The organism is Bacillus sp. OTU530 (assembly GCF_038440375.1).
The window spans coordinates 13092-32897 of the sequence record NZ_JASATP010000006.1 but is presented as its reverse complement, the minus strand read 5'-3'; the positions used below and the strand labels follow the sequence as shown (position 1 = coordinate 32897).

Annotated in this window: 21 protein-coding genes, 1 pseudogene and 1 other annotated feature; of the genes and pseudogenes, 21 read left to right on the top strand and 1 reads right to left on the bottom strand. The window is 42.6% G+C overall.

Annotated features, from left to right (window positions below; translation table 11 throughout):
* Positions 1-17 precede the first annotated feature (17 nt).
* The 17 genes from AAHB12_RS06000 to obgE all read left to right on the top strand — a co-directional run bounded on the left by AAHB12_RS06000 (position 18) and on the right by obgE (position 14794).
* The gene (locus AAHB12_RS06000) at positions 18-1313 is read left to right on the top strand and encodes a bifunctional folylpolyglutamate synthase/dihydrofolate synthase (protein ID WP_342044643.1); all 1296 of its coding nucleotides are present in this window, start codon (positions 18-20) and stop codon (positions 1311-1313) included.
* Positions 1314-1567: 254 nt separating this feature from the next.
* Positions 1568-2545, top strand: a complete 978-nt coding sequence (locus AAHB12_RS05995) for a hypothetical protein (protein WP_342044642.1) — start codon at positions 1568-1570, stop codon at positions 2543-2545.
* Positions 2546-2709: 164 nt separating this feature from the next.
* A complete protein-coding gene (locus tag AAHB12_RS05990) occupies positions 2710-3303 on the top strand; it encodes a Maf family protein (protein WP_129727718.1) in 594 nt (197 codons plus the stop codon).
* On the top strand, positions 3287-3964 hold the full coding sequence (gene radC / locus AAHB12_RS05985) for a RadC family protein (RefSeq protein ID WP_129727880.1): 678 nt from the start codon (positions 3287-3289) through the stop codon (positions 3962-3964). Before AAHB12_RS05990 ends, radC begins: the two co-directional genes overlap by 17 nt.
* A 158-nt stretch (positions 3965-4122) precedes the next feature.
* Complete coding sequence (locus AAHB12_RS05980; RefSeq protein WP_129727717.1) at positions 4123-5142, top strand: rod shape-determining protein; 1020 nt, start codon at positions 4123-4125, stop codon at positions 5140-5142.
* 16 nt (positions 5143-5158) lie between these two features.
* Positions 5159-6019 carry a rod shape-determining protein MreC gene (mreC, locus tag AAHB12_RS05975; RefSeq protein ID WP_129727716.1) on the top strand — a complete coding sequence of 287 codons (861 nt, stop codon included), beginning with the start codon at positions 5159-5161 and terminating at the stop codon, positions 6017-6019.
* Between the two features lie 12 nt (positions 6020-6031).
* Positions 6032-6550 carry a rod shape-determining protein MreD gene (mreD, locus tag AAHB12_RS05970; RefSeq protein WP_129727715.1) on the top strand — a complete coding sequence of 173 codons (519 nt, stop codon included), beginning with the start codon at positions 6032-6034 and terminating at the stop codon, positions 6548-6550.
* Between the two features lie 49 nt (positions 6551-6599).
* Positions 6600-7283 carry a septum site-determining protein MinC gene (gene minC / locus AAHB12_RS05965; protein WP_129727714.1) on the top strand — a complete coding sequence of 228 codons (684 nt, stop codon included), beginning with the start codon at positions 6600-6602 and terminating at the stop codon, positions 7281-7283.
* Between the two features lie 2 nt (positions 7284-7285).
* On the top strand, positions 7286-8086 hold the full coding sequence (gene minD, locus AAHB12_RS05960) for a septum site-determining protein MinD (protein ID WP_129727713.1): 801 nt from the start codon (positions 7286-7288) through the stop codon (positions 8084-8086).
* Between the two features lie 216 nt (positions 8087-8302).
* Positions 8303-9109, top strand: a complete 807-nt coding sequence (locus AAHB12_RS05955; RefSeq protein WP_129727712.1) for a M23 family metallopeptidase — start codon at positions 8303-8305, stop codon at positions 9107-9109.
* On the top strand, positions 9102-9962 hold the full coding sequence (locus tag AAHB12_RS05950; protein ID WP_342044640.1) for a M50 family metallopeptidase: 861 nt from the start codon (positions 9102-9104) through the stop codon (positions 9960-9962). Before AAHB12_RS05955 ends, AAHB12_RS05950 begins: the two co-directional genes overlap by 8 nt.
* Before the next feature lie 421 nt (positions 9963-10383).
* Positions 10384-11784, top strand: a complete 1401-nt coding sequence (locus AAHB12_RS05945) for an Rne/Rng family ribonuclease (protein ID WP_342044639.1) — start codon at positions 10384-10386, stop codon at positions 11782-11784.
* Between the two features lie 68 nt (positions 11785-11852).
* Positions 11853-11925: a sequence feature (ribosomal protein L21 leader region), on the top strand.
* 16 nt (positions 11926-11941) lie between these two features.
* On the top strand, positions 11942-12250 hold the full coding sequence (rplU, locus tag AAHB12_RS05940) for a 50S ribosomal protein L21 (protein ID WP_129727709.1): 309 nt from the start codon (positions 11942-11944) through the stop codon (positions 12248-12250).
* 3 nt (positions 12251-12253) lie between these two features.
* A complete protein-coding gene (locus AAHB12_RS05935; protein WP_129727708.1) occupies positions 12254-12598 on the top strand; it encodes a ribosomal-processing cysteine protease Prp in 345 nt (114 codons plus the stop codon).
* Between the two features lie 3 nt (positions 12599-12601).
* Entirely contained in the window at positions 12602-12892 is a 291-nt protein-coding gene (rpmA, locus tag AAHB12_RS05930) for a 50S ribosomal protein L27 (protein WP_129727707.1), read from the top strand.
* Positions 12893-12959: 67 nt separating this feature from the next.
* Positions 12960-13496: a sporulation initiation phosphotransferase B gene (locus AAHB12_RS05925; protein ID WP_342044638.1), complete on the top strand. Its 537-nt coding sequence runs from the start codon at positions 12960-12962 to the stop codon at positions 13494-13496.
* A 14-nt stretch (positions 13497-13510) separates the two neighbouring features.
* The gene (gene obgE, locus AAHB12_RS05920; protein WP_129727705.1) at positions 13511-14794 is read left to right on the top strand and encodes a GTPase ObgE; all 1284 of its coding nucleotides are present in this window, start codon (positions 13511-13513) and stop codon (positions 14792-14794) included.
* A 225-nt stretch (positions 14795-15019) separates the two neighbouring features.
* On the opposite strand, the pseudogene AAHB12_RS05915 reads toward obgE, so the two are convergent.
* Positions 15020-15133, bottom strand: a pseudogene (locus AAHB12_RS05915) (BBE domain-containing protein); the annotation flags it as partial.
* Positions 15134-15273: 140 nt separating this feature from the next.
* Here AAHB12_RS05915 and AAHB12_RS05910 point away from each other — a divergent pair.
* From AAHB12_RS05910 to AAHB12_RS05895, 4 genes are all read left to right on the top strand, one after another.
* A complete protein-coding gene (locus AAHB12_RS05910; RefSeq protein ID WP_129727704.1) occupies positions 15274-15975 on the top strand; it encodes a response regulator transcription factor in 702 nt (233 codons plus the stop codon).
* Positions 15972-17042 (top strand): sensor histidine kinase, encoded by a 1071-nt coding sequence (locus AAHB12_RS05905; protein ID WP_342044637.1) that lies wholly within the window; start codon positions 15972-15974, stop codon positions 17040-17042. The genes AAHB12_RS05910 and AAHB12_RS05905 overlap by 4 nt, the downstream gene beginning before the upstream one ends.
* A gap of 84 nt (positions 17043-17126) precedes the next feature.
* Entirely contained in the window at positions 17127-17903 is a 777-nt protein-coding gene (locus AAHB12_RS05900) for an ABC transporter ATP-binding protein (RefSeq protein WP_342044636.1), read from the top strand.
* The gene (locus AAHB12_RS05895) at positions 17878-19803 is read left to right on the top strand and encodes an ABC transporter permease (RefSeq protein ID WP_342044635.1); all 1926 of its coding nucleotides are present in this window, start codon (positions 17878-17880) and stop codon (positions 19801-19803) included. The genes AAHB12_RS05900 and AAHB12_RS05895 overlap by 26 nt, the downstream gene beginning before the upstream one ends.
* Positions 19804-19806: the final 3 nt, after the last annotated feature.

The following is a 19806-nucleotide window of genomic DNA, read 5'->3' as shown; positions in this document are numbered from 1 at the left end:
TCAGAAAGGAGACTAGGATGACATATGAAGAAGCGGTAAGTTGGATCCACAACCGATTAAAGTTCGGCATTAAGCCAGGATTAGAACGGATGAACTGGATGCTTCAGCAATTGGACAACCCAGAGAGAAGAATTACATGCGTTCATCTTGCCGGTACAAATGGAAAAGGCTCCACACTTACATATATACGCTCGATCTTAGAGCAAGCAGAATATAAGGTTGGTACGTTTACTTCACCGTATATTGAAAGTTTTAATGAACGTATTAGCATAAACGGAACGCCAATTCCAAACGAGGACATTGCAGAACTTGTACGTATCGTGAAGCCTATTGCAGAAGCTTTGGATGAAACGGAATTCGGAGCGGCAACCGAATTTGAAATTTTAACTGTTATGGCCTTTTATTACTTCGGCAAGATCAATCCGTGTGATATTGTCCTACTGGAAACAGGGCTTGGGGGGCGTCTTGATTCGACGAATGTTATATATCCTGTCCTATCTATCATCACAACAATTGGATATGATCATATGCATGTGTTGGGAGAAACACTTGAAGAAATCACATCAGAAAAGGCAGGCATCATTAAATCCGGCGTACCTGTTATAACAGGCGTTTCCCAACAGGAGGCTCTTGCGGTGATTGCGGAAGAGGCACAGAAAAGACGCGCGAAGGTGTATACGCTCGGTAAAGAGTTTTCTGCAGGGCATACGCAATCGATAGCGGATGGAGAAACATTCACTTTTGAAAGCCCGTTTGGTATTATGGAAAACTTAAGCATTACGATGAAGGGAACACATCAGGTACAAAATGCTGCGCTTGCATTAATGGCGGTGTATTATTTAAAAACATATCAATCATTTTTGGTGAAGGATGAGGACATTCATCATGGATTAAAGAAAGCCTTTTGGCTGGGCCGTTTTGAGCAACTGTCTGATCACCCTCGGATCGTAATCGATGGTGCTCATAACCCGGAAGGAATCACTAGCCTTGTGCAAACGGTACAGTCTCATTATGCTGATAAACGTATAACGGTATTGTTCAGTGCACTTGGGGATAAAAAAATAGCTGAAATGGTAGCAGGACTTGAGACAATCGCGGATCGTATGGTATTTACAACCTTCGATTTTCCTCGTGCTATTTCACCAGAGCTGTTAGCCAAGCATTGCAGCATGGAACAAAAGGAGATATATCAGGATTGGAAAGAAGCTATAGACAAAATTAAACCGATTCTTACAGATGAGGATTTGTTTCTGATTACAGGTTCACTCTATTTTATTTCCGGTGTTCGTAAATATATAACAGAAAGCAGATAGCGCAAGCTGTCTGCTTTTTTGCATTGTAAGAAAGTATAAATTTCTAGCTGGAAGCCAATTCGACGTAGCGAGAAATTTTAGGAATAATGCTTATTCTTTTCTTTTTCTTTGTTCTGCTAAGCGTTATGTGAGAATAAACATAGAAATATGAAACAAATTGACGAAAATGATTTTCCTTCTCCTGACAAATCTCATGTTCTTTTTTAGAAGAACTGTGATACCATTCTAAAAAGCAATAAGAAGGGGATGAAGCCATGGACAAGCGTTCTCCAAAAATCTTAATTAAAGTGAACGGTACCGAAACAAACTATAAGGAGGAGCCGACAAAGCAAGATGCTCCCCCGCAGGAGGAGTTCCAATGGATGCTTCCTTCCGAGCAAATTTTACAGCATAATGTAGTACCATTTCGTGCAGGGAATGAACCTTCAGTAGAGCCGAAAAAAAGGAAAGGGCGCCGTAAGCAGATGATTCTCACTGTTGGAACGGCAATTTTGCTTGGGACGGGCTTTGGCTTTGGAGTATTACATGTGTTAGATGGTACGAAGGAAGAAAAAAGCATGCCGGCAGCGGCTAGTGTAACTTCTACAACAACAACTGCTCCTGCAGAGAAGCAAACGAAATCCTCGGAGCAACAAACGCAGCAATCTGCAGCATTAGAGGAGCTTGCTGTGTATGTTATACAAGGAAATGTGTTTTCCACAGCGGAAAGGGGACAAGCAGCACTAGATGATATGAAGAAAAAGGGAATGCCGGGGGCTCTCATCAACTCTGATGGAAAAACCTTTTTGTTTATCGGCATAGCGAATGATGAAAAAGGAGCGAAGAAACTCACCGCCTCCTATAAAGCGAAGGGTTTTGCTGTACTGGAAAAGCGGCGGGTTCTTACAGATAAACAGGTACCGGCAGCATTCAAAAAATATGAGGGACTGATAGGCAAAACTGAGAAGTCACTTCGTACTCTTATTGAGCAAACTTCAACTGTGTATACGGCAGGGAAAATCAGCAATGAGCAGTGGAGTGAGCTGGATAAAAGTGTGAAGGAGCTTACCAAGGAGGGGAAGTCTGTCGAGAAGGCTGAAGTGAAAAAGCTGCTTACGTACGTGTCTCTTTCCTGCGATGCTCTGCAGGAATATAAGGAAACAAAAGATGAGAAGACGTTTGTAAAGCTGCAGCAGCTTTTGTTGGACGGACTTGTTTCCTATGAGACAGTTCTCACAGGAAAGGACTCATAACGAACGGGAAGAAGAAAGAATCCTTCTTTCCTTTTTTGTTTTCTAAGACGAGATTCGCAGAAATCGATGAACAAAGTGACATTTTGTAAAATTGAGAGGAAGTTGTATATTTGATACGATACAAGCGTATCTTCCTTCTAAAACAACATAGGAAAGGTGATAGGATGACAAAACCCCTTATCTTAGCTTCGGCATCCCCGAGACGTAAGGAGCTGCTAGAGCTTGTGCAAATTCCATTTGAAATTCATGTGAGCGAGGTAGAGGAAAAGATTGAAGAAACCGCGTCTCCGGCAGAGGTTGTGATGTCCCTAGCGGCGCAAAAGGCAGCCGATGTTGCACGGCATTATCCTCATGCTGTTGTGTTAGGAGCAGACACAATTGTAACATACGGCGCACGGATGCTAGGAAAACCAAATAGTAAGGAAGAAGCCGTGGAAATGCTGCGCCTTTTATCAGGCAACATACATGAGGTGTATACTGGAGTAGCGCTCATTTCCGAGGGTGAAACCTTTACTTTTTATGAACGAACAGAGGTAACATTTTGGAAATTATCTGAAGAGGAAATACAAGCATATGTCGAAACAGGAGAGCCTCTTGATAAGGCAGGGAGCTACGGCATTCAAGGAAAAGGCGCCACGCTAGTTAAGAAAATTAATGGTGATTATTACTCGGTTGTCGGTCTTCCAGTGGCACGTATTGTACGTGAGCTCCGATCTTTTATATGGGAGGGGAACGATGCGTATAAACCAGATTCGTGATGTAGTAAAGGATGATCAGCCAAGGGAACGTTTATTGATAGAGGGGGTAAGCAGCTTGTCTAATACAGAGCTGCTTGCTGTTTTATTAAGAACGGGAACAAAGGAGGAGTCTGTTTTAGCGCTTGCAGGTCGTATTTTACATCATTTTGATGGTCTTCGGATGCTAAAAGACGCAACAGTGGAGGAGCTGACAAATATAAATGGCATCGGGATTGCAAAAGCAGCGCAGCTCATTGCAGCCTTTGAGCTGGGGCGCAGAATGGTACGGATTGAATACAAGGAGCGCTATAGCATCCGCAGCCCGGAGGATTGTGCAAACTATATGATGGAGGAGATGCGCTTTCTGCAGCAGGAGCATTTCGTCTGTTTATATTTAAATACAAAAAATCAAGTAATGCACAGGCAAACTGTGTTTATCGGCAGTTTAAATGCCTCCATAGTACATCCGCGCGAGGTCTTTCGCGAAGCGTTTCGCCGCTCTGCTGCCTCTATTATATGCCTTCATAACCACCCCTCAGGCGATCCGGCCCCGAGCCGTGAAGATATCGAAGTGACAAAAAGATTAGCAGAATGCGGAAAGATCATGGGTGTTGATTTGCTTGATCATATTATCATCGGAGAGCATCGCTTTGTTAGTTTAAAGGAAAAAGGTTATATTTAAGCCTATCCATTTTTTTTGTTTTGTTTTATAATGTATTTTATGAGTTTTTTATAGGGTTTAGCGAACAATAAAGAGAGATATAGATAGAAACGTGTTGTTTTTAAATATATAAATAAAAATAAGGAAAGTATTTTCGTTTTGGAAAGGAAGATACACATATGTTAGGATTAGGTGGCTTTACTCGTGATCTCGGAATAGACTTAGGAACTGCAAATACATTAGTATACGTGAAGGGAAAAGGTGTTGTTGTGCGCGAGCCTTCCGTTGTCGCGATGCAGACGGATACAAAGCAAATCGTGGCAGTCGGTAACGATGCTAAGCAAATGATCGGACGTACACCAGGAAATGTTGTGGCACTTCGCCCGATGCGAGACGGTGTAATTGCAGATTATGAAACAACAGCAACGATGATGAAATATTATATTAGACAAGCACAAAAATCGAACGGTTTCTTTTCGCGCAAACCATATGTGATGGTTTGTGTGCCATCTGGAATTACAGCTGTAGAGAAGAGGGCTGTAATTGATGCGACACGTCAGGCTGGTGCACGTGATGCGTATCCGATTGAAGAGCCGTTTGCGGCAGCAATTGGTGCAAATTTACCTGTATGGGAACCGACTGGCAGCATGGTCGTAGATATCGGTGGCGGTACAACAGAAGTAGCGATTATCTCGCTCGGCGGAATTGTAACGAGTCAATCGATTCGCGTAGCAGGTGATGAGATGGATGAAGCAATTATCCAGTATATTAAGAAGAATTATAATTTGATGATTGGTGAGCGGACAGCTGAAACGTTGAAGCTGGAAGTTGGTTCTGCTGGTACTGGAGAGGGCATTGAACCGATAGAAATCCGTGGACGTGACCTGATTACAGGATTGCCGAAGACAGTATTGATTCGAGCAGAGGAAATCGCAGATGCGTTGAAGGATACGGTGGCGGCCATCGTTGAATCTGTAAAGAATACACTTGAGAAGACACCTCCTGAGTTGGCAGCAGACATTATGGATCGCGGTATTGTATTAACAGGTGGAGGAGCGCTGCTTCGCAATTTGGACAAGGTCATTAGTGACGAAACAAAAATGCCTGTGCTTGTAGCAGAAAATCCTCTTGACTGCGTGGCAATCGGAACAGGAAAAGCGCTTGATAATATCGATTTGTTTAAAACAAAACTAAGCTGATTAAGAGGGTGTAAGTGTGCCGCAGTTTTTCTTAAACAAACGGTTGATCGTTTTATTAGTAAGCATTATCCTTCTTGTAGCACTAATCGGTATTTCCTTAAAAGAGAGGCAACGGTTAACTTGGCCGGAGCAATTTATACAGGATACAGTTGGAGTAATGGAACGGGTCTTGGAAAAACCTGCGCACGCTGTGGCGGGTTTTTTCGAGAGTATTGAAGATATCAAACATACATATGAAGAAAACCAACTGCTAAAGGAAAAGTTGGATAAGTATGCGAAGCTTTCAGTGGATGTTAAGAATTTACAGCAGGATAACGAAGAGCTGCGGGCTATTTTAGGGAAAAAAGATTCTCTTGATGATTATAACCCATTGCAAGCCACAATCATTGGACGGAACCCTGATAAATGGTATGATTTAGTTGCAATTGATAAGGGAGAGCAGCAAGGTGTGAAAAAGGATATGGCGGTTATTACAGAAAAAGGGCTCATAGGCAAGATAAAGAGTGTATCGCAGTTTACCTCTACGGTTGAGCTACTTAGTTCCTTAAATCGTACAAATCGTATTTCCGCCGTTGCGCAGGGCGATGAAAAAGTATTTGGCTTAATTGAAGGATATGATACAGAAAAGCAGATGCTCATCTTTACAAAAATTCCATCAGATGCACAGGTAAAGAAGGGGCAGTACGTTGAAACATCTGGTCTTGGCGGCATTTTTCCAAGAGGGCTTGTTATCGGGCAAATTACTGATGTAACGCCGGATGAGTATGGCTTAACACAAACTGCTTATGTCAAACCTGCTGCTGATTTAAATGATATCGATCATGTTATAGTAGTAAAACGGACGATGCCTACAGCAGAAGCAGAGCTGCAAGAGTAGGGGGAGAAACAAATGCAAAAATGGATTCTTTCCCTGTTTCTTGTCGCTGTCTTTTTGCTTGAGAATGTATTTTCCTTTAGTTTTCCTGCAGATTTCCTATGGAAAGGGAGCATAGCGGTTCCTCACTTTTTGATTATCGTGCTATTCTTTATAGCTATATATTATCATTCGTTACAGGCTGTATATTTTTCTTTATTGTTCGGTTTTTTGTTTGATGTTGTAAATACGGAACTTATTGGTATTTACTTATTTCTTTATCCTGTATTGACTTATCTGGTTATTAATGCGATGAGAATTTTGCAGGTCAATGTATTCATAGTCTCAGTACTGGTATTAGTAGGAGTTACAGCTTTAGAATACGCGGTGTATGGATTGCTGCTGCTACTTGGGCAAGTGGATTTGACGCCGGGCATATTTTTTGAAAAGCGAATCCTTGCTACTCTCGTTTTAAACGGTATATTTTTACTGCTGTTTTGTGTCCCGCTGAAAAAATATTTCTTGCGTCTTGCTGAGGCGAGAGAAGAAAAATAAAAAGGATTTTCTGACTTTGTGTCGAAATGAATCGGTGGGGTGAGCGTTAGTGAAGGAACGAAAGCAACCATATGTAACAATTAAAGGAACAAAGGACGGTTTAACGTTACATCTTGATGATACCTGTTCTTTTGACGAGTTATTACAAGAGCTTGAGGAGCGGTTGTCTACAGCGTTATATGATAGCGGTGAACGCTCACTGATTGAAGTGCATGTAAAGGTGGGCAACCGCTATTTGACAGGAAAGCAGGAGGAAGCTCTGCGTACTCTTGTTCGAAATAAAAAGAATCTTGTAGTCAACGAAGTGGAAAGTAACGTAGTCACAAAGGAACAGGCATTAGAGTGGAAACGGGAGACAGAGATTGCATCTGTTACGAGAATTATTCGCTCCGGTCAAGTTCTTCATGTAAAAGGGGACTTACTATTAATCGGGGATGTGAATCCGGGAGGAACCGTCATTGCTGGCGGTAATATCTTTATTATCGGGGCTTTACGAGGTATTGCCCATGCTGGATATTCCGGTGATAAGCAAGCTGTTATCGCAGCGTCAATCATGAATCCGTTACAGCTCCGAATTAGTGATGTGACGAATCGAACCCCCGATTATAAAGGGAAAGAGAACGAAATGGAATGCGCATATGTTAACCAAAACAACCAAATTATGGTCGACCGCATTCAAATTCTTACTCACCTCAGACCTAATTTAACAAGGTTAGAAAGGGGAATCATATAGCTGTGGGAGAGGCAATTGTTATTACATCTGGAAAAGGCGGAGTCGGGAAAACAACGAGCTCTGCAAATCTTGGAACAGCCCTCGCTTTATCCGGCAAAAAGGTCTGCCTTGTCGATACAGACATCGGACTCCGCAACTTGGATGTCGTGATGGGACTAGAAAACCGTATTGTGTTTGACCTTGTAGACGTAGTGGAAGGCCGCTGCCGTTTGCCGCAGGCTTTGATTAAGGACAAACGATTTGAAGAATTATACTTGTTGCCTGCCGCCCAAACGAGCGATAAGTCAGCGGTCACACCAGAGCAGATGATTGATATTATTCGTCAGCTCCGCCAAGATTTTGATTACGTATTAATCGACTGTCCAGCCGGAATTGAGCAAGGCTTTAAGAATGCTGTTGCAGGAGCTGACAAGGCGATCGTTGTCACAACACCTGAGGTTTCTTCTATGCGCGATGCAGACCGTATCATCGGACTGTTAGAAAAAAATGAAGAAATTGAGCCTCCTAAGCTTATTATTAACCGCGTTCGCAGTCATATGCTGAAAAATCAAGAGATGCTCGATGTAGATGAAATTGTGCGAACCCTTTCTATTGAGTTAATTGGGATCGTTGAGGACGATGAAGAAGTTATCAAGGCTACAAATAAGGGAGAACCAGTAGCTCTTATTCCGAATGGCAAAGCTTCTATAGCATATCGCAATATTGCTCGCAGATTGCTTGGAGAGTCTGTCCCTCTTCAATCATTGGAGCAAGAAAAAGGGACAGTTTTAACAAAAGTGAAGAAATTTTTTGGTATTCGCTAAACATCTCGCGGACAAGCGCGGGATGTTTTTCTTTTATACTTTAAATAAGTATAAATTTCCAGTTGGAAGTGAATTCAACGTAGTCGAAAACTTTAGGAATACAGTATAAGTGCAACTAGGACATGTTCGCTTTAAAAAAGGTCTATGCTGAGACGAATATCTCCTCTGGACAACTCATACATATGTACAAACTATGTAAATGAGGAAGGGGACAGCATGCGGAAAAGGAAAATTGAAGACATTCGTAAGAGAATTGCTAAGCGAAAAGCGGAACAACAGCGACATGTGGAGCAGCAGCGTTATGCACCCTTTGAACAAGTAGAAGAACTGTTTCCAGAACTAGGTGAAGGGGAAGCGGAGTTTGGAGATGAGTTTGGAGATGAGTTTGGACATGTTGTGTTTGAGGAACCAAAGGAGGAGACACGTTCGTTATTTCGAAAGGAAGTGTTTCTCATGCAGCTGCTCTGTTCCGTTGCTCTTGTGCTAGGGACAGGTATTGTGTTTAAAAGTAATAATCCGTCTTTAGAACAGGCTCGTACAGTTGTCCAAAAGGCCATGCAAGAGGAATTTCAATTTGCTACCGTTTCTAATTGGTATGAGCAGCAATTTGGCAAGCCGCTTACTTTGCTGCCAACTTCTCAGACGCAATCAACGCAGAAGGAGAAGAACTATGCTGTGCCTGCGTCTGGAAAGGTGTTGCAAAGCTTTAAAGCGAACGGGCAAGGCGTGTTTGTACAAACAAACATTAATGCCCCGGTAGATGCTATGAATGAAGGGGTGGCTGTATTTGTGGGGAAGAAAGAAGGACTCGGAAATACAATTATCATTCAGCATGCTGACGGAACAGAATCATGGTACGGCAATTTATCAGAAGCAACAGTCGCACTTTATGATTATGTAAAACAAAAGCAAAAAATCGGTGTGGTCGCAAACAGTGAAGACGGAAAATCAGGTACCTTTTATTTTGCTTTGAAGAAGGAGAACCAATTTATTGATCCGATTCAGGTGATATCATTTGAATAGATATATAGAGACATTCACAAAGGTGACGATTCATCCATTGTTTTGGGCTTTGATAGCAATTGGAGTATTGACTGCTCATTTTAAGGAGCTGCTTGTGTTATTTGGAATTGTATTAGTGCATGAGCTAGGACATGGTTTAGCAGCTGCTCATTTCCGCTGGCGGATTAAAAGAATTCAGCTGTTGCCGTTCGGTGGAGTGGCAGAGCTTGAGGAGCACGGCAACAAGCCTTTAAAGGAAGAATGCATTGTTGTGTTAGCGGGGCCTCTTCAGCATATTTGGATGGGCTTGGCGGTTTATGGTTTATACACTGGAGGTTGGATTTCAGAAGCATCCTACTCTTTTTTTATGTGGAATAATATGACTATTTTCTTTTTTAATCTTCTCCCAATTTGGCCGCTTGATGGCGGAAAGCTTGTATTAAATATTTACTCGGCCTTCGTTCCATTTTTGCAGGCACATCGCTTAACGCTTCTTACGTCTGGAGCTTGTTTCCTAGGCCTAACGATTGCCGCTCTCCTTTGGAATGCTTCTAATGTAACGATGTGGATTGTTGTCATTTTTTTAGCCGTGTCTCTATACTTAGAATGGAAGCAACGGCAATATATCTTCGTTCGTTTTTTATTAGAGCGTTACTATGGGAAAAAACGGGATATTGAAAAGCTCACTCTCATTAACGCTAATGCAAATGATCCGCTTTATACCGTATTCATGCAATTCCGCCGGGGATATAAGCATTCGGTTGTTATTAAAGGGAAGGAACGGCAGCAATATACGTTAGACGAAAATGAGCTGCTATACGCATATTTCACAGAAAAGCGAATCAGCTCCTCAATAGGAGAACTTATTAGCTAGTGTTGACGCAGACACTAGCCTTTTTGTATGGTAAAGAAAACTCGCCGATTGGCGAGCCCTGCCCTTGGGCGAAGACAGAGGCGTAGTTGCCCTTATACTGTATTCCTAAAATTTCTCGCTACGTCGAATGATCTTCCAGTTAGAAATTTATATGTTCTTACAGTGTAAAGAAAACTCGCCGATTGGCGGGCCCTGCCCTTGGACGAAGACAGAGGCGTAGTTGCTCTTATACTGTATTCCTAAAATTTCTCGCTACGTCGAATGATCTGCCAGCTAGAAATTTATATGTTCTTACAGTGTAAAGAAAACTCGCCGATTGGCGAGCCCTGCCCTTGGGCAAAATGTATACTTTTAAAGTGTCAAAAGAAAAGCGGATACAGTCTGTTCACATCCGCTAGACAAGAAGAAAAGAGGTAAAAAAGTGAGAACGCTATATATGAATCTGCTTGGAGAAGAAAAACGTATTGCGGTAGAAGAGGACGGCAAGCTGGCAGAGCTTTTTTTACATCGCCCTAACAAGGAAGAGATTGTCGGGAATATATATCGGGGGCGTGTTGTCAATGTATTGCCGGGCATGCAGGCTGCGTTTGTGGATATTGGAATGGAAAAGCACGCATATCTCCGCCGCGAGGATCTTCTATCCTTTACAGAGGGGGCATCCATCAGCCAGCTAGTGCATCAAGGGCAGCAAATTATTGTGCAGGTTGTGAAGGAAGCTATGGATACAAAGGGTCCGAAGGTTACAACTAAGATAGAGTTCCCAGGAAAATATGTTGTTTATATCCCATCTGACTCATATTCTGCGGTATCCAAAAAAATTCGAAACGAAGGAAAGCGAAATGAATTACTGCAGCTCGGAAAACAGGGAGGCTTTGTGTTTCGTTCCGCCTGCGAAACGGCTCCTATTGCACATGTGCAAGCTGAGATGGAGGAGCTTCGTCACACAGCTGAGGAGCTTCAGGAAAGCAGTCAAGAGAAGATACCATTTCTTCTCTACTCCTCACAATCGTTGTTTGCCCGTCTGTTCCGGGAGATTCCAACAGAAACCGTTTCCCATATCATTGTTGATGATCGCTTGAGCGTACGTGAGCTCGCTGAAAGAGTCAGTAAGGAGCGCGTTACTTTGTATACCGGAAAAGAAAACATATTCCACTCCTACGGCGTCGAGCATGAAATCGAGAAGGCATTAAAAAAAATTGTGTGGCTTGAAAATGGTTCATATCTTCTAATTGAGCAAACAGAAACGATGACAGTTATTGATGTAAATACAGGAAAATTTACAGGTAAGCAAACGCTGCAGGATACGGTGAGAAAAACGAATGAGGCGGCTGCTATAGAAATTGCAAGGCAGTTGCGGCTTCGTGATATTGGCGGCATGATTTTAATTGATTTTATTAATATGAAGAATGATCATGATAAAGAAACCGTGCGTAATCTATTGATATCTGCTTTAAAGCGAGATCATACGCCAACAAGGGTGTTCGGATTCACCGCACTTGGCATTTTAGAGGTAACAAGAAAGCGGAAGAGAAAGCCGCTGCGTGATATGCTTGAGTCTTCATGTGGAAGTTGTAATGGTCGCGGCTTCGTTTCTTCTTCTGAAACGGAGGCGTATCGTTTACAACGTGAGCTGCTTGCTTACAAGGGGACGGATTACGAAGCGGTCCTTGTCGAGTGCAGCCCAGAGGTGCAGGCAATCTTCCGAGACAGTCGGCTACAGGAGGCCTTGACGGTAGAGGTATATTTTATAGATAGTGCATCGTCTGTGTGCCATATTCGTCATATGGGAACAAGACAAGAGGTTATGCAGCGAAGATTGTAAAATCCATGTTGACAGAGTGCTTCTATCTATGATAGGATTCTTTTGTTATAGTTTATAGCACCTATGGCTATATGCTACAACCGCACGCATTAGGTTTTCAAAGACAGATGTCTACCGATTGCGGCGAGTCTGAGTATACTTATGAGGAGGTGCAATTATGTACGCAATCATCGAAACAGGTGGAAAACAAATCAAAGTTGAAGAAGGTCAAGCAATCTACGTAGAAAAGCTTGGCGTTGAAGCTGGTGAAACAGTTACTTTCGACAAAGTTCTTTTTGTTGGTGGTGAAAACGTGAAGGTTGGAAGCCCAGTAGTAGCTGGCGCAACTGTAACAGCGAAGGTTGAGAAAGAAGGCCGCGCGAAAAAAATCATCGTTTTCAAATACAAAGCGAAAAAGAACCAACGCAAAAAGCAAGGTCATCGTCAACCATACACGAAGCTTGTGATTGAAAAAATCAACGCATAAGATATGATACAGGTTACGATACATCGCGAAAAAACAAACGCTATTGGTTCATTTACGATGAAGGGACATGCCAATTATGCACCGCATGGACAAGACCTTGTTTGTGCCGGCGCTTCAGCTGTTGTGTTCGGTTCGATTAACGCAGTGGAGGCGCTCACAGGCGCAGTGGCAACCATCGAGCTTGGAAAGGACGGCGGCTTTCTGAAGTATGAGCTCCCAAGTGATTTGGAGAACAATTCATTTGAGAAAGCACAGCTTCTTTTAGAAGGGATGCTCGTTTCTTTACAAACAATCGAAATGGACTATGGCAAATATATTCGCATAAAAGAAATCAAGCAGGAGGTGTAAATCATGTTAAGATTAGATCTTCAGTTTTTCGCATCTAAGAAGGGTGTAGGTAGCACAAAGAACGGTCGTGACTCCATCTCTAAGCGTCTTGGCGCTAAGCGTGCAGACGGTCAGTTGGTAACAGGCGGATCTATCCTTTACCGTCAACGCGGTACTAAGATTTATCCAGGTGTAAACGTTGGCCGCGGCGGCGACGACACTCTATTCGCGAAGGTTGACGGCGTTGTACGCTTCGAGCGTCTTGGCCGTGACCGCAAACAAGTGAGCGTATATCCTGTTGCTCAAGAAGCATAATAAACTCACGGAAAACTCTAACCTGAGTGCAGGTTAGAGTTTTTCTATATTAAAGAGGGGTAAACCGATGGATAAAAAGTGGACGGTTCTAGATGCTTTGCGACATTCGCGTCACGATTGGCTGAATCGATTGCAGCTGGTCAAAGCGCATCTTTCACTTGGTAGTACAGAGCGCGTGCATGAGCTTATCGAAGAATTCGTAGGTGAATCGCAGCAGGAAGCGCGTCTGATGAATTTGAAAACACCTCTGTTTGCCGAGCTTTTGCTTACCTATAGCTGGGAACCTCAACCATGCTCCTTGGAATACGAAATATTAAGTGACATACATACCTTATCCCATTTAGATGAAGAACTAACAGCTTGGACGAGACGATTCCTCTCTGTATTGCATCCTTGCTTAGATCAGCGTAAAGAAAATCACCTTTGCGTAACGGTTGACCAGGAGGAGGAAGATATTCGTTTCTTTTTTGATTTTCGTGGAAAGCTAACCTCTATAGAGAAGATGACACAATGGCTTGCAAAGCAGGAAAGCAGTGTGTTTTCTGTTTCATATTCATTAGACAACGAAGAAGGATCAGTTGCGCTGCAGCTGAAAAAAAAATAAAGAGTGGTGAAATTATGTTCGTCGATCAGGTCAAGATTTATGTAAAAGGCGGCGATGGTGGGAATGGAATGGTGGCATTCCGCCGCGAGAAATATGTACCAGAGGGCGGTCCAGCAGGCGGTGACGGCGGCAAGGGTGCTGACGTTGTATTTATCGTCGATGAAGGATTACGCACGTTGATGGACTTCCGTTATCAAAGGCATTTTAAGGCGCCACGCGGTGAGCACGGTATGAGTAAAGGCCAGCATGGTAAGAATGCTCAGGATATGGTTGTCAAGGTACCGCCGGGAACAGTGGTAATGGATGAGGATACAGGTCAGACGATCGCTGATTTGGTTACGCATGGCCAAAAGGCTGTTGTCGCCAAGGGTGGACGAGGCGGTCGCGGTAATACTCGTTTTGCAACACCGGCAAATCCTGCGCCAGAAATCGCAGAAAACGGTGAGCCGGGGCAAGAGCGCAATTTGACGTTGGAATTAAAGGTGTTGGCTGATGTAGGACTTGTCGGTTTTCCAAGCGTTGGGAAGTCTACTCTGCTATCTGTTGTATCAGCAGCACGTCCAAAAATTGCAGCATATCATTTCACAACGATCGTTCCGAATCTAGGTGTGGTTGAGACTGAGGATAGTCGCAGCTTTGTTATGGCTGATTTGCCGGGATTGATTGAAGGCGCACACGAGGGAGTCGGACTTGGACATCAATTTTTAAGGCATATCGAGCGTACGCGTGTAATTGTACACATCATTGATATGTCTGGAATGGAAGGACGCGATCCATACGAGGACTATGTGACGATCAATAACGAGTTGAAGGAGTACAATCTGCGACTCACTGAACGTCCACAAATTATCGTAGCGAATAAAATGGACATTCCAGAAGCGGAAGAAAACCTGCGTATTTTTAAAGAGCAGGTAGGGGATGATGTGAAAATTTTCCCGATTTCGGCTGTTTCTCGCCAAGGATTGCGTGACTTGTTATTTACAATTGCTGATCTTCTTGAAACAACACCTGAATTCCCGCTTGAAGAAATTGGGCAGGAAGCAACAAATGTGATGTACAAGTTCCAAAAAGAAGAGAAGCCGTTTACGATTACACGCGATAGTGATGGTGCTTGGGTACTGTCTGGTGCGGAGCTGGAAAAGCTGTTTAAGATGACAGACTTCTCCCGTGATGAGTCGATTCGCCGTTTCTCTCGTCAAATGCGCGGTATGGGCATTGATGAAGCGTTGCGCGAGCGCGGAGCAAAAGATGGAGATACCGTGCGAATTATGAAATATGAGTTTGAATTTATTGAGTAGAGCTGCCAAACATAGGCAGCTTTTTTGTGCTATGGGAATTGATACTTTCTTACAGTTCATTTTACACTGTAAGAAAGTATCAATTTCCAGCTAGACGCGAATTAGACGTAGTCGGAAATTTTAGGAATACAGTATAAGGGCAACTACGCCTCTGTCTTCGCCCAAGAGCAGGGCTCGCCAATCGGCGAGTTTTCTTTATTTTGTTTTACAAAACGAATAAACTATTTAATAAGCTGGTGGTATACTCTGTGGAAAATGAAAGAAATTTTCGGGATCATATTTCGCCTTTACTTCTCGAAGTCTTGCAAAGTTTGCACCGTAATATTTTCTTCCAAAATTTATCTCCTCCTCCGCCTCTAGCACGTTTTTGAGGGATGACTGTCTCTTAACCTTAACCTGATAGGCATGTAACAACACCCCTGTTTTCATCTAACGTCAGCGAGTTTTCTTTATTATAATAAAAGAGGGGGGTGCTTCTCATGTACAAAATCCTAATTGTAGAAGATGATGAGAAAATTGCACGTATTTTAGAGGAGCATGTGCAAAAATATGGCTATAGCTCATATGTAGTGCAAAACTTTCAGGAGATTAAGCAGGAGTTTTTGATGTATAGTCCACATCTAGTGCTTCTTGATGTGAATTTGCCATATTTTGATGGCTTTTATTGGTGCCGGCAAATTCGTACAGTGTCAAATGTACCCGTTTTATTTATTTCTGCGCGAACGGGAGATATGGATCAGGTAATAGCAATTGAGTATGGCGGTGATGACTATATTACAAAGCCCTTCCATCTTGATGTTGTAATGGCAAAAATAAAGGGAGCACTGCGGAGAGTATATGGGGAATATGCGGCGAGAAATGAGCAGGATTCCTATGGCGTTAATGGGCTTTTACTTTTTCCTGCCCAGCATATGGTGCAATGGAACGATCGAAAAGTAGAACTAACAAAAAACGAATATAATTTACTGTCATGCCTAGTGAAAAAAGCCAATCAGTACGTCGCAAGAGAAGAGCTGTTAGAAGCGCTTTGGGACGAAAGTGCGTTTGTTGATGATAATACGCTTACGGTTAATGTAAAGCGTGTTCGCAATAAATTGGAGGAACTTGGGATTATCGGTGCAATTGTGACAAAGAGGGGTTATGGATATTCTTTTACAAGTGAGTGGGGGGAAGAGCAGTGAAATATATACGCGACTGGTTTCCTTTTCTCCTTATATACATTCTTAGTCATGTACTGTTTATTCTAGTTGTGCAGCTCGATTTATATGTTCATAGGAAGTCACTTGAGACGTCAACAATTCTATATGGAATCTCGTTATCAGCTTTTCTGCTTTTGCTGCTGCTAGGACAAGTCTATTGGAAACGAAGACGATTTATTAGGCAGCTTGAGCACTATGTTGCAGCGGGAACGGAACTCACGGATTCTTTTGCTATTCAAGAGCCGCCTTATCATGAGCAGAGGCTGCTGCTAGAGGCGTTAACTTCTATGAGACAGCAATATATGGACAGCATGCAGAAAAAGGAAGCAAAGGAGCAGCAACAGGTTATTTTCCTGAATCAATGGATTCATCAAATGAAGACCCCTGTTTCTGTTATTGAGCTGCTTGTGCAAAAGGGGCTTGCCGATAGTGGTGATGCTGAACTCCTCAAGCAAATTCGCGAGGAAAATGAACGAATTTTACAAGGGCTGGATTTGGCGCTGCAGCTGGCTAGGCTAGAAAGATTTGAAAAGGACTATAAAATTGAAAATCTCGATTTACGAGAATTTGTCCGGGCATTTATTAATGAGCATAAGAGACTTTTTATTCAGCATGGTGTATATCCGCGACTACAAGGGGCGGAACAGGAGTCTGTCATTCAAACAGACCGTAAGTGGTTGACAGCGGCATTATGGCAGATTGTCGGGAATGCGCTAAAGTATACGAGTATTAGCGGCAAGCAGCAGAAATACATAGAGCTACGCATTGAAAACAAAGACAATAAGAGTGAATTACATATTATTGATAACGGCATTGGGATTCCAAAACAGGATATTCGGAGGGTGTTTGAGCCTTTTTTTACAGGAGTGAACGGAAGAAAGACAAGAGAAGCAACAGGGATGGGCTTGTATATCGCTAAGCATGCCTGTGATAGGCTGGGCCATCGCCTTACTATTAGGTCCGAGGTTGGTGTAGGAACAACGGTAAGCTTTGCATTTACTAAGGATGAGGCTTACTATAATATGCTATCCCAGGTGACAAAAATGTAAGATAACTCGCGAATTTGTAAGGAGAATCACTCGTTTCACTTTCTATATTCCCTTATAGTAAGGGTAGAGAAAGGGGTATGAAATATGAGTGTATTAGAAACAAAGGGACTTACAAAGGTATATAGCACAAAGGGAGCAGTAGTAACAACTGCTTTAAAAGGAATTGACTTAAAGATTGAGAAGGGAGAGTTTGTCGGGATTATGGGACCGTCAGGAAGTGGGAAAACAACGCTTCTTAATCTGCTTGCCACAATCGATAAGCCAACCTCTGGAAAAATCCTTATCAATACCCAGGATGTGAGTGAACTAAGAAAGGATAAGCTTGCAGCTTTTCGCCGAAAGCATCTTGGCTTTATTTTTCAAGATTTTAATTTGCTTGATACCTTAACCATTCAGGAGAATATGATTTTACCGCTTGTGATGGATCGTCGTTCTGTTACAGAAATTGAAAAACGAGTAGGGGAAATTGCCAACTTTCTTGGCATTACAGGCGTTTTACACAAAAAGGTGTATGAGGTATCGGGCGGACAGCAGCAACGGGCAGCAGCCGGTCGCGCGATGATTCATGAGCCTTCCTTGCTGCTTGCTGATGAACCGACCGGAAACTTAGACTCTAAGTCAGCAAAATCTCTTATGACAGCACTTGGGCAGCTGCATGAGCAAAAGCAAGCGACCATTGTGATGGTAACGCATGATCCGGTTGCTGCTAGCCATTGTGAGCGGATTTTATTTATCCGCGATGGAGAAATTTTTTCTGAAATCTGTAAGGGACAGAATCAGCATTCATTTTTTCAGGAAATTTTAGATGTATTGGCAATGATAGGAGGGGATTATCATGAACCTTCGTCATCTCGCCTTTAAAAATATAAAAGGGAATTGGCGCAGCTATAAAGCCTTTTTATATAGCAGTTGCTTTTCCATTATTATTTTCTTTATGTACGCATCGTTTATTTACCATCCTGATGTGGCAAACGGCGTGATTAATCCGCGTGTACAAAAGGGGCTTGGCGCTTGTAACTGTTTAATTGTTGTCTTTTCTGCGCTCTTTATTTTATACTCCAATACAACATTTCTGCGTTCACGGAAGAAAGAACTGGGACTGTTAACGCTCATCGGCACTACAAGAAGGCAAATTGCCCGCATGGTTATACTAGAGCAAATGATGATAGGGCTTTTATCGATTGTCATAGGTGTAGGTATAGGGATGGTGTTTTCAAAGTTATTTTTTATGATGATGAGTACACTGCTTGAGGTCAAAAACCCTATCCCATTTGTTTGGAATGGAAAAGCGATTCTATTAACTTCTGTAACGTATTTTCTATTATTCTTTGTACTATCGTCATTGGGAGTGGGGGCTATTCGAAGGCTAGAAGTAGTAGAGCTATTGAAGGATGCTCGGAAAGAGCGGACTGAACCGTTTTACTCCAGATGGCTGCTTGTATTAGGGATAGTATGTATTACAGTTGGTTATGTTTTATCCATTCGTGTAACGCTAGTAAATTTCGGGAAATTTTTCTATCCAGTCATTGGTCTTGTGACGATTGGCACATACTTTCTCTTTACGCAAGGAAGCGTAGCATGTTTAAAGGCACTTCAACGTAAAAAGAGCTTATTTTACCAATATCCAAATTTGTTTGTCATTAGCAATCTTGTATATAAAATGAAAGACAATGCAAGGTTTTTGTTTACGATCTCAATTTTAACCGCGCTTGTTGTCTCGGCGACAGGAGCGATGCTGACGTATTATGCGGATTTGAAGCATAAGGTAACAGAAGGTCGGCCATATGCATTTTCGTATACAGAGAAGGGAATTGGTTTGCATACCGTTTTGCAGCCTGAGCGATTGCAGGAAACGCTGCAAAAGTACGGATTTTCCGATGCGAGGGAAATGAGTATTGAACAGCTTCCCGCAAAGTTCTCTTCTATAAAAGGGAAAGAAATGGATATTATGATTGTGTCAGAAGCATTGTATAATACTGAGGCGAAGCGGCTTGGCAAACGGGAGTGGCATAGCCAGCCGGGAAGCGGTGTGCTCCTGTACCCGGATGCGTACGGTGAATTCCGTTTTTATGAAGGCTCCCAGTTTGTTTTTACGCTCATGGGAGCAAAGCACGAGATGAAGCTAAATATACAGGAGGCAGATTCTATTTTTGCATCCGAGCTGTGCTTTTTGGTGAATGATGAGGACTATAAAAAATTTGCTATGTCTGTACCAGAAGGTGAGCGATATGTCTATTACGCCTATGAGATTAAGAATTGGGAAAAAACAGAGGAACTTGCGCGAGAGTTACAGCAGCAGGTGACGGGAACAGGAGGAGAGTCTCGCAGCTTTGAGGGAAGAACCGGACCTGTTCAGATATTTGACACGAGGATATTGCCGTTTCTAGAGGTTAAGCAATCTGGTGCGCTGACGCTGTTTATCGGCGGCTTCATTAGTGTTTTATTTTTCCTTTCGTCATGCAGTATGACATATTTCAAATGGTTCACAGATATTGAACAGGATCGTTCCCAGTTTCATTCGTTGCTGCGCATCGGGATGACGGGGAAGGAAATCAATCGGGTTGCTATCTGGCAAATGGGAATCGTATTTTTTATTCCAATTCTTACGGGTGTGCTGCATAGTGTGTTTGCTCTGTATTCATTAAGCCATATGCTGGATATTAATTTATTACAAACAAGCCTTGTTGTGATTGGGATATACTGCACGGCAGCATTTCTATATTTTTTACTGGCACAGCGAGAATATATGAAGCATATTTAGCCT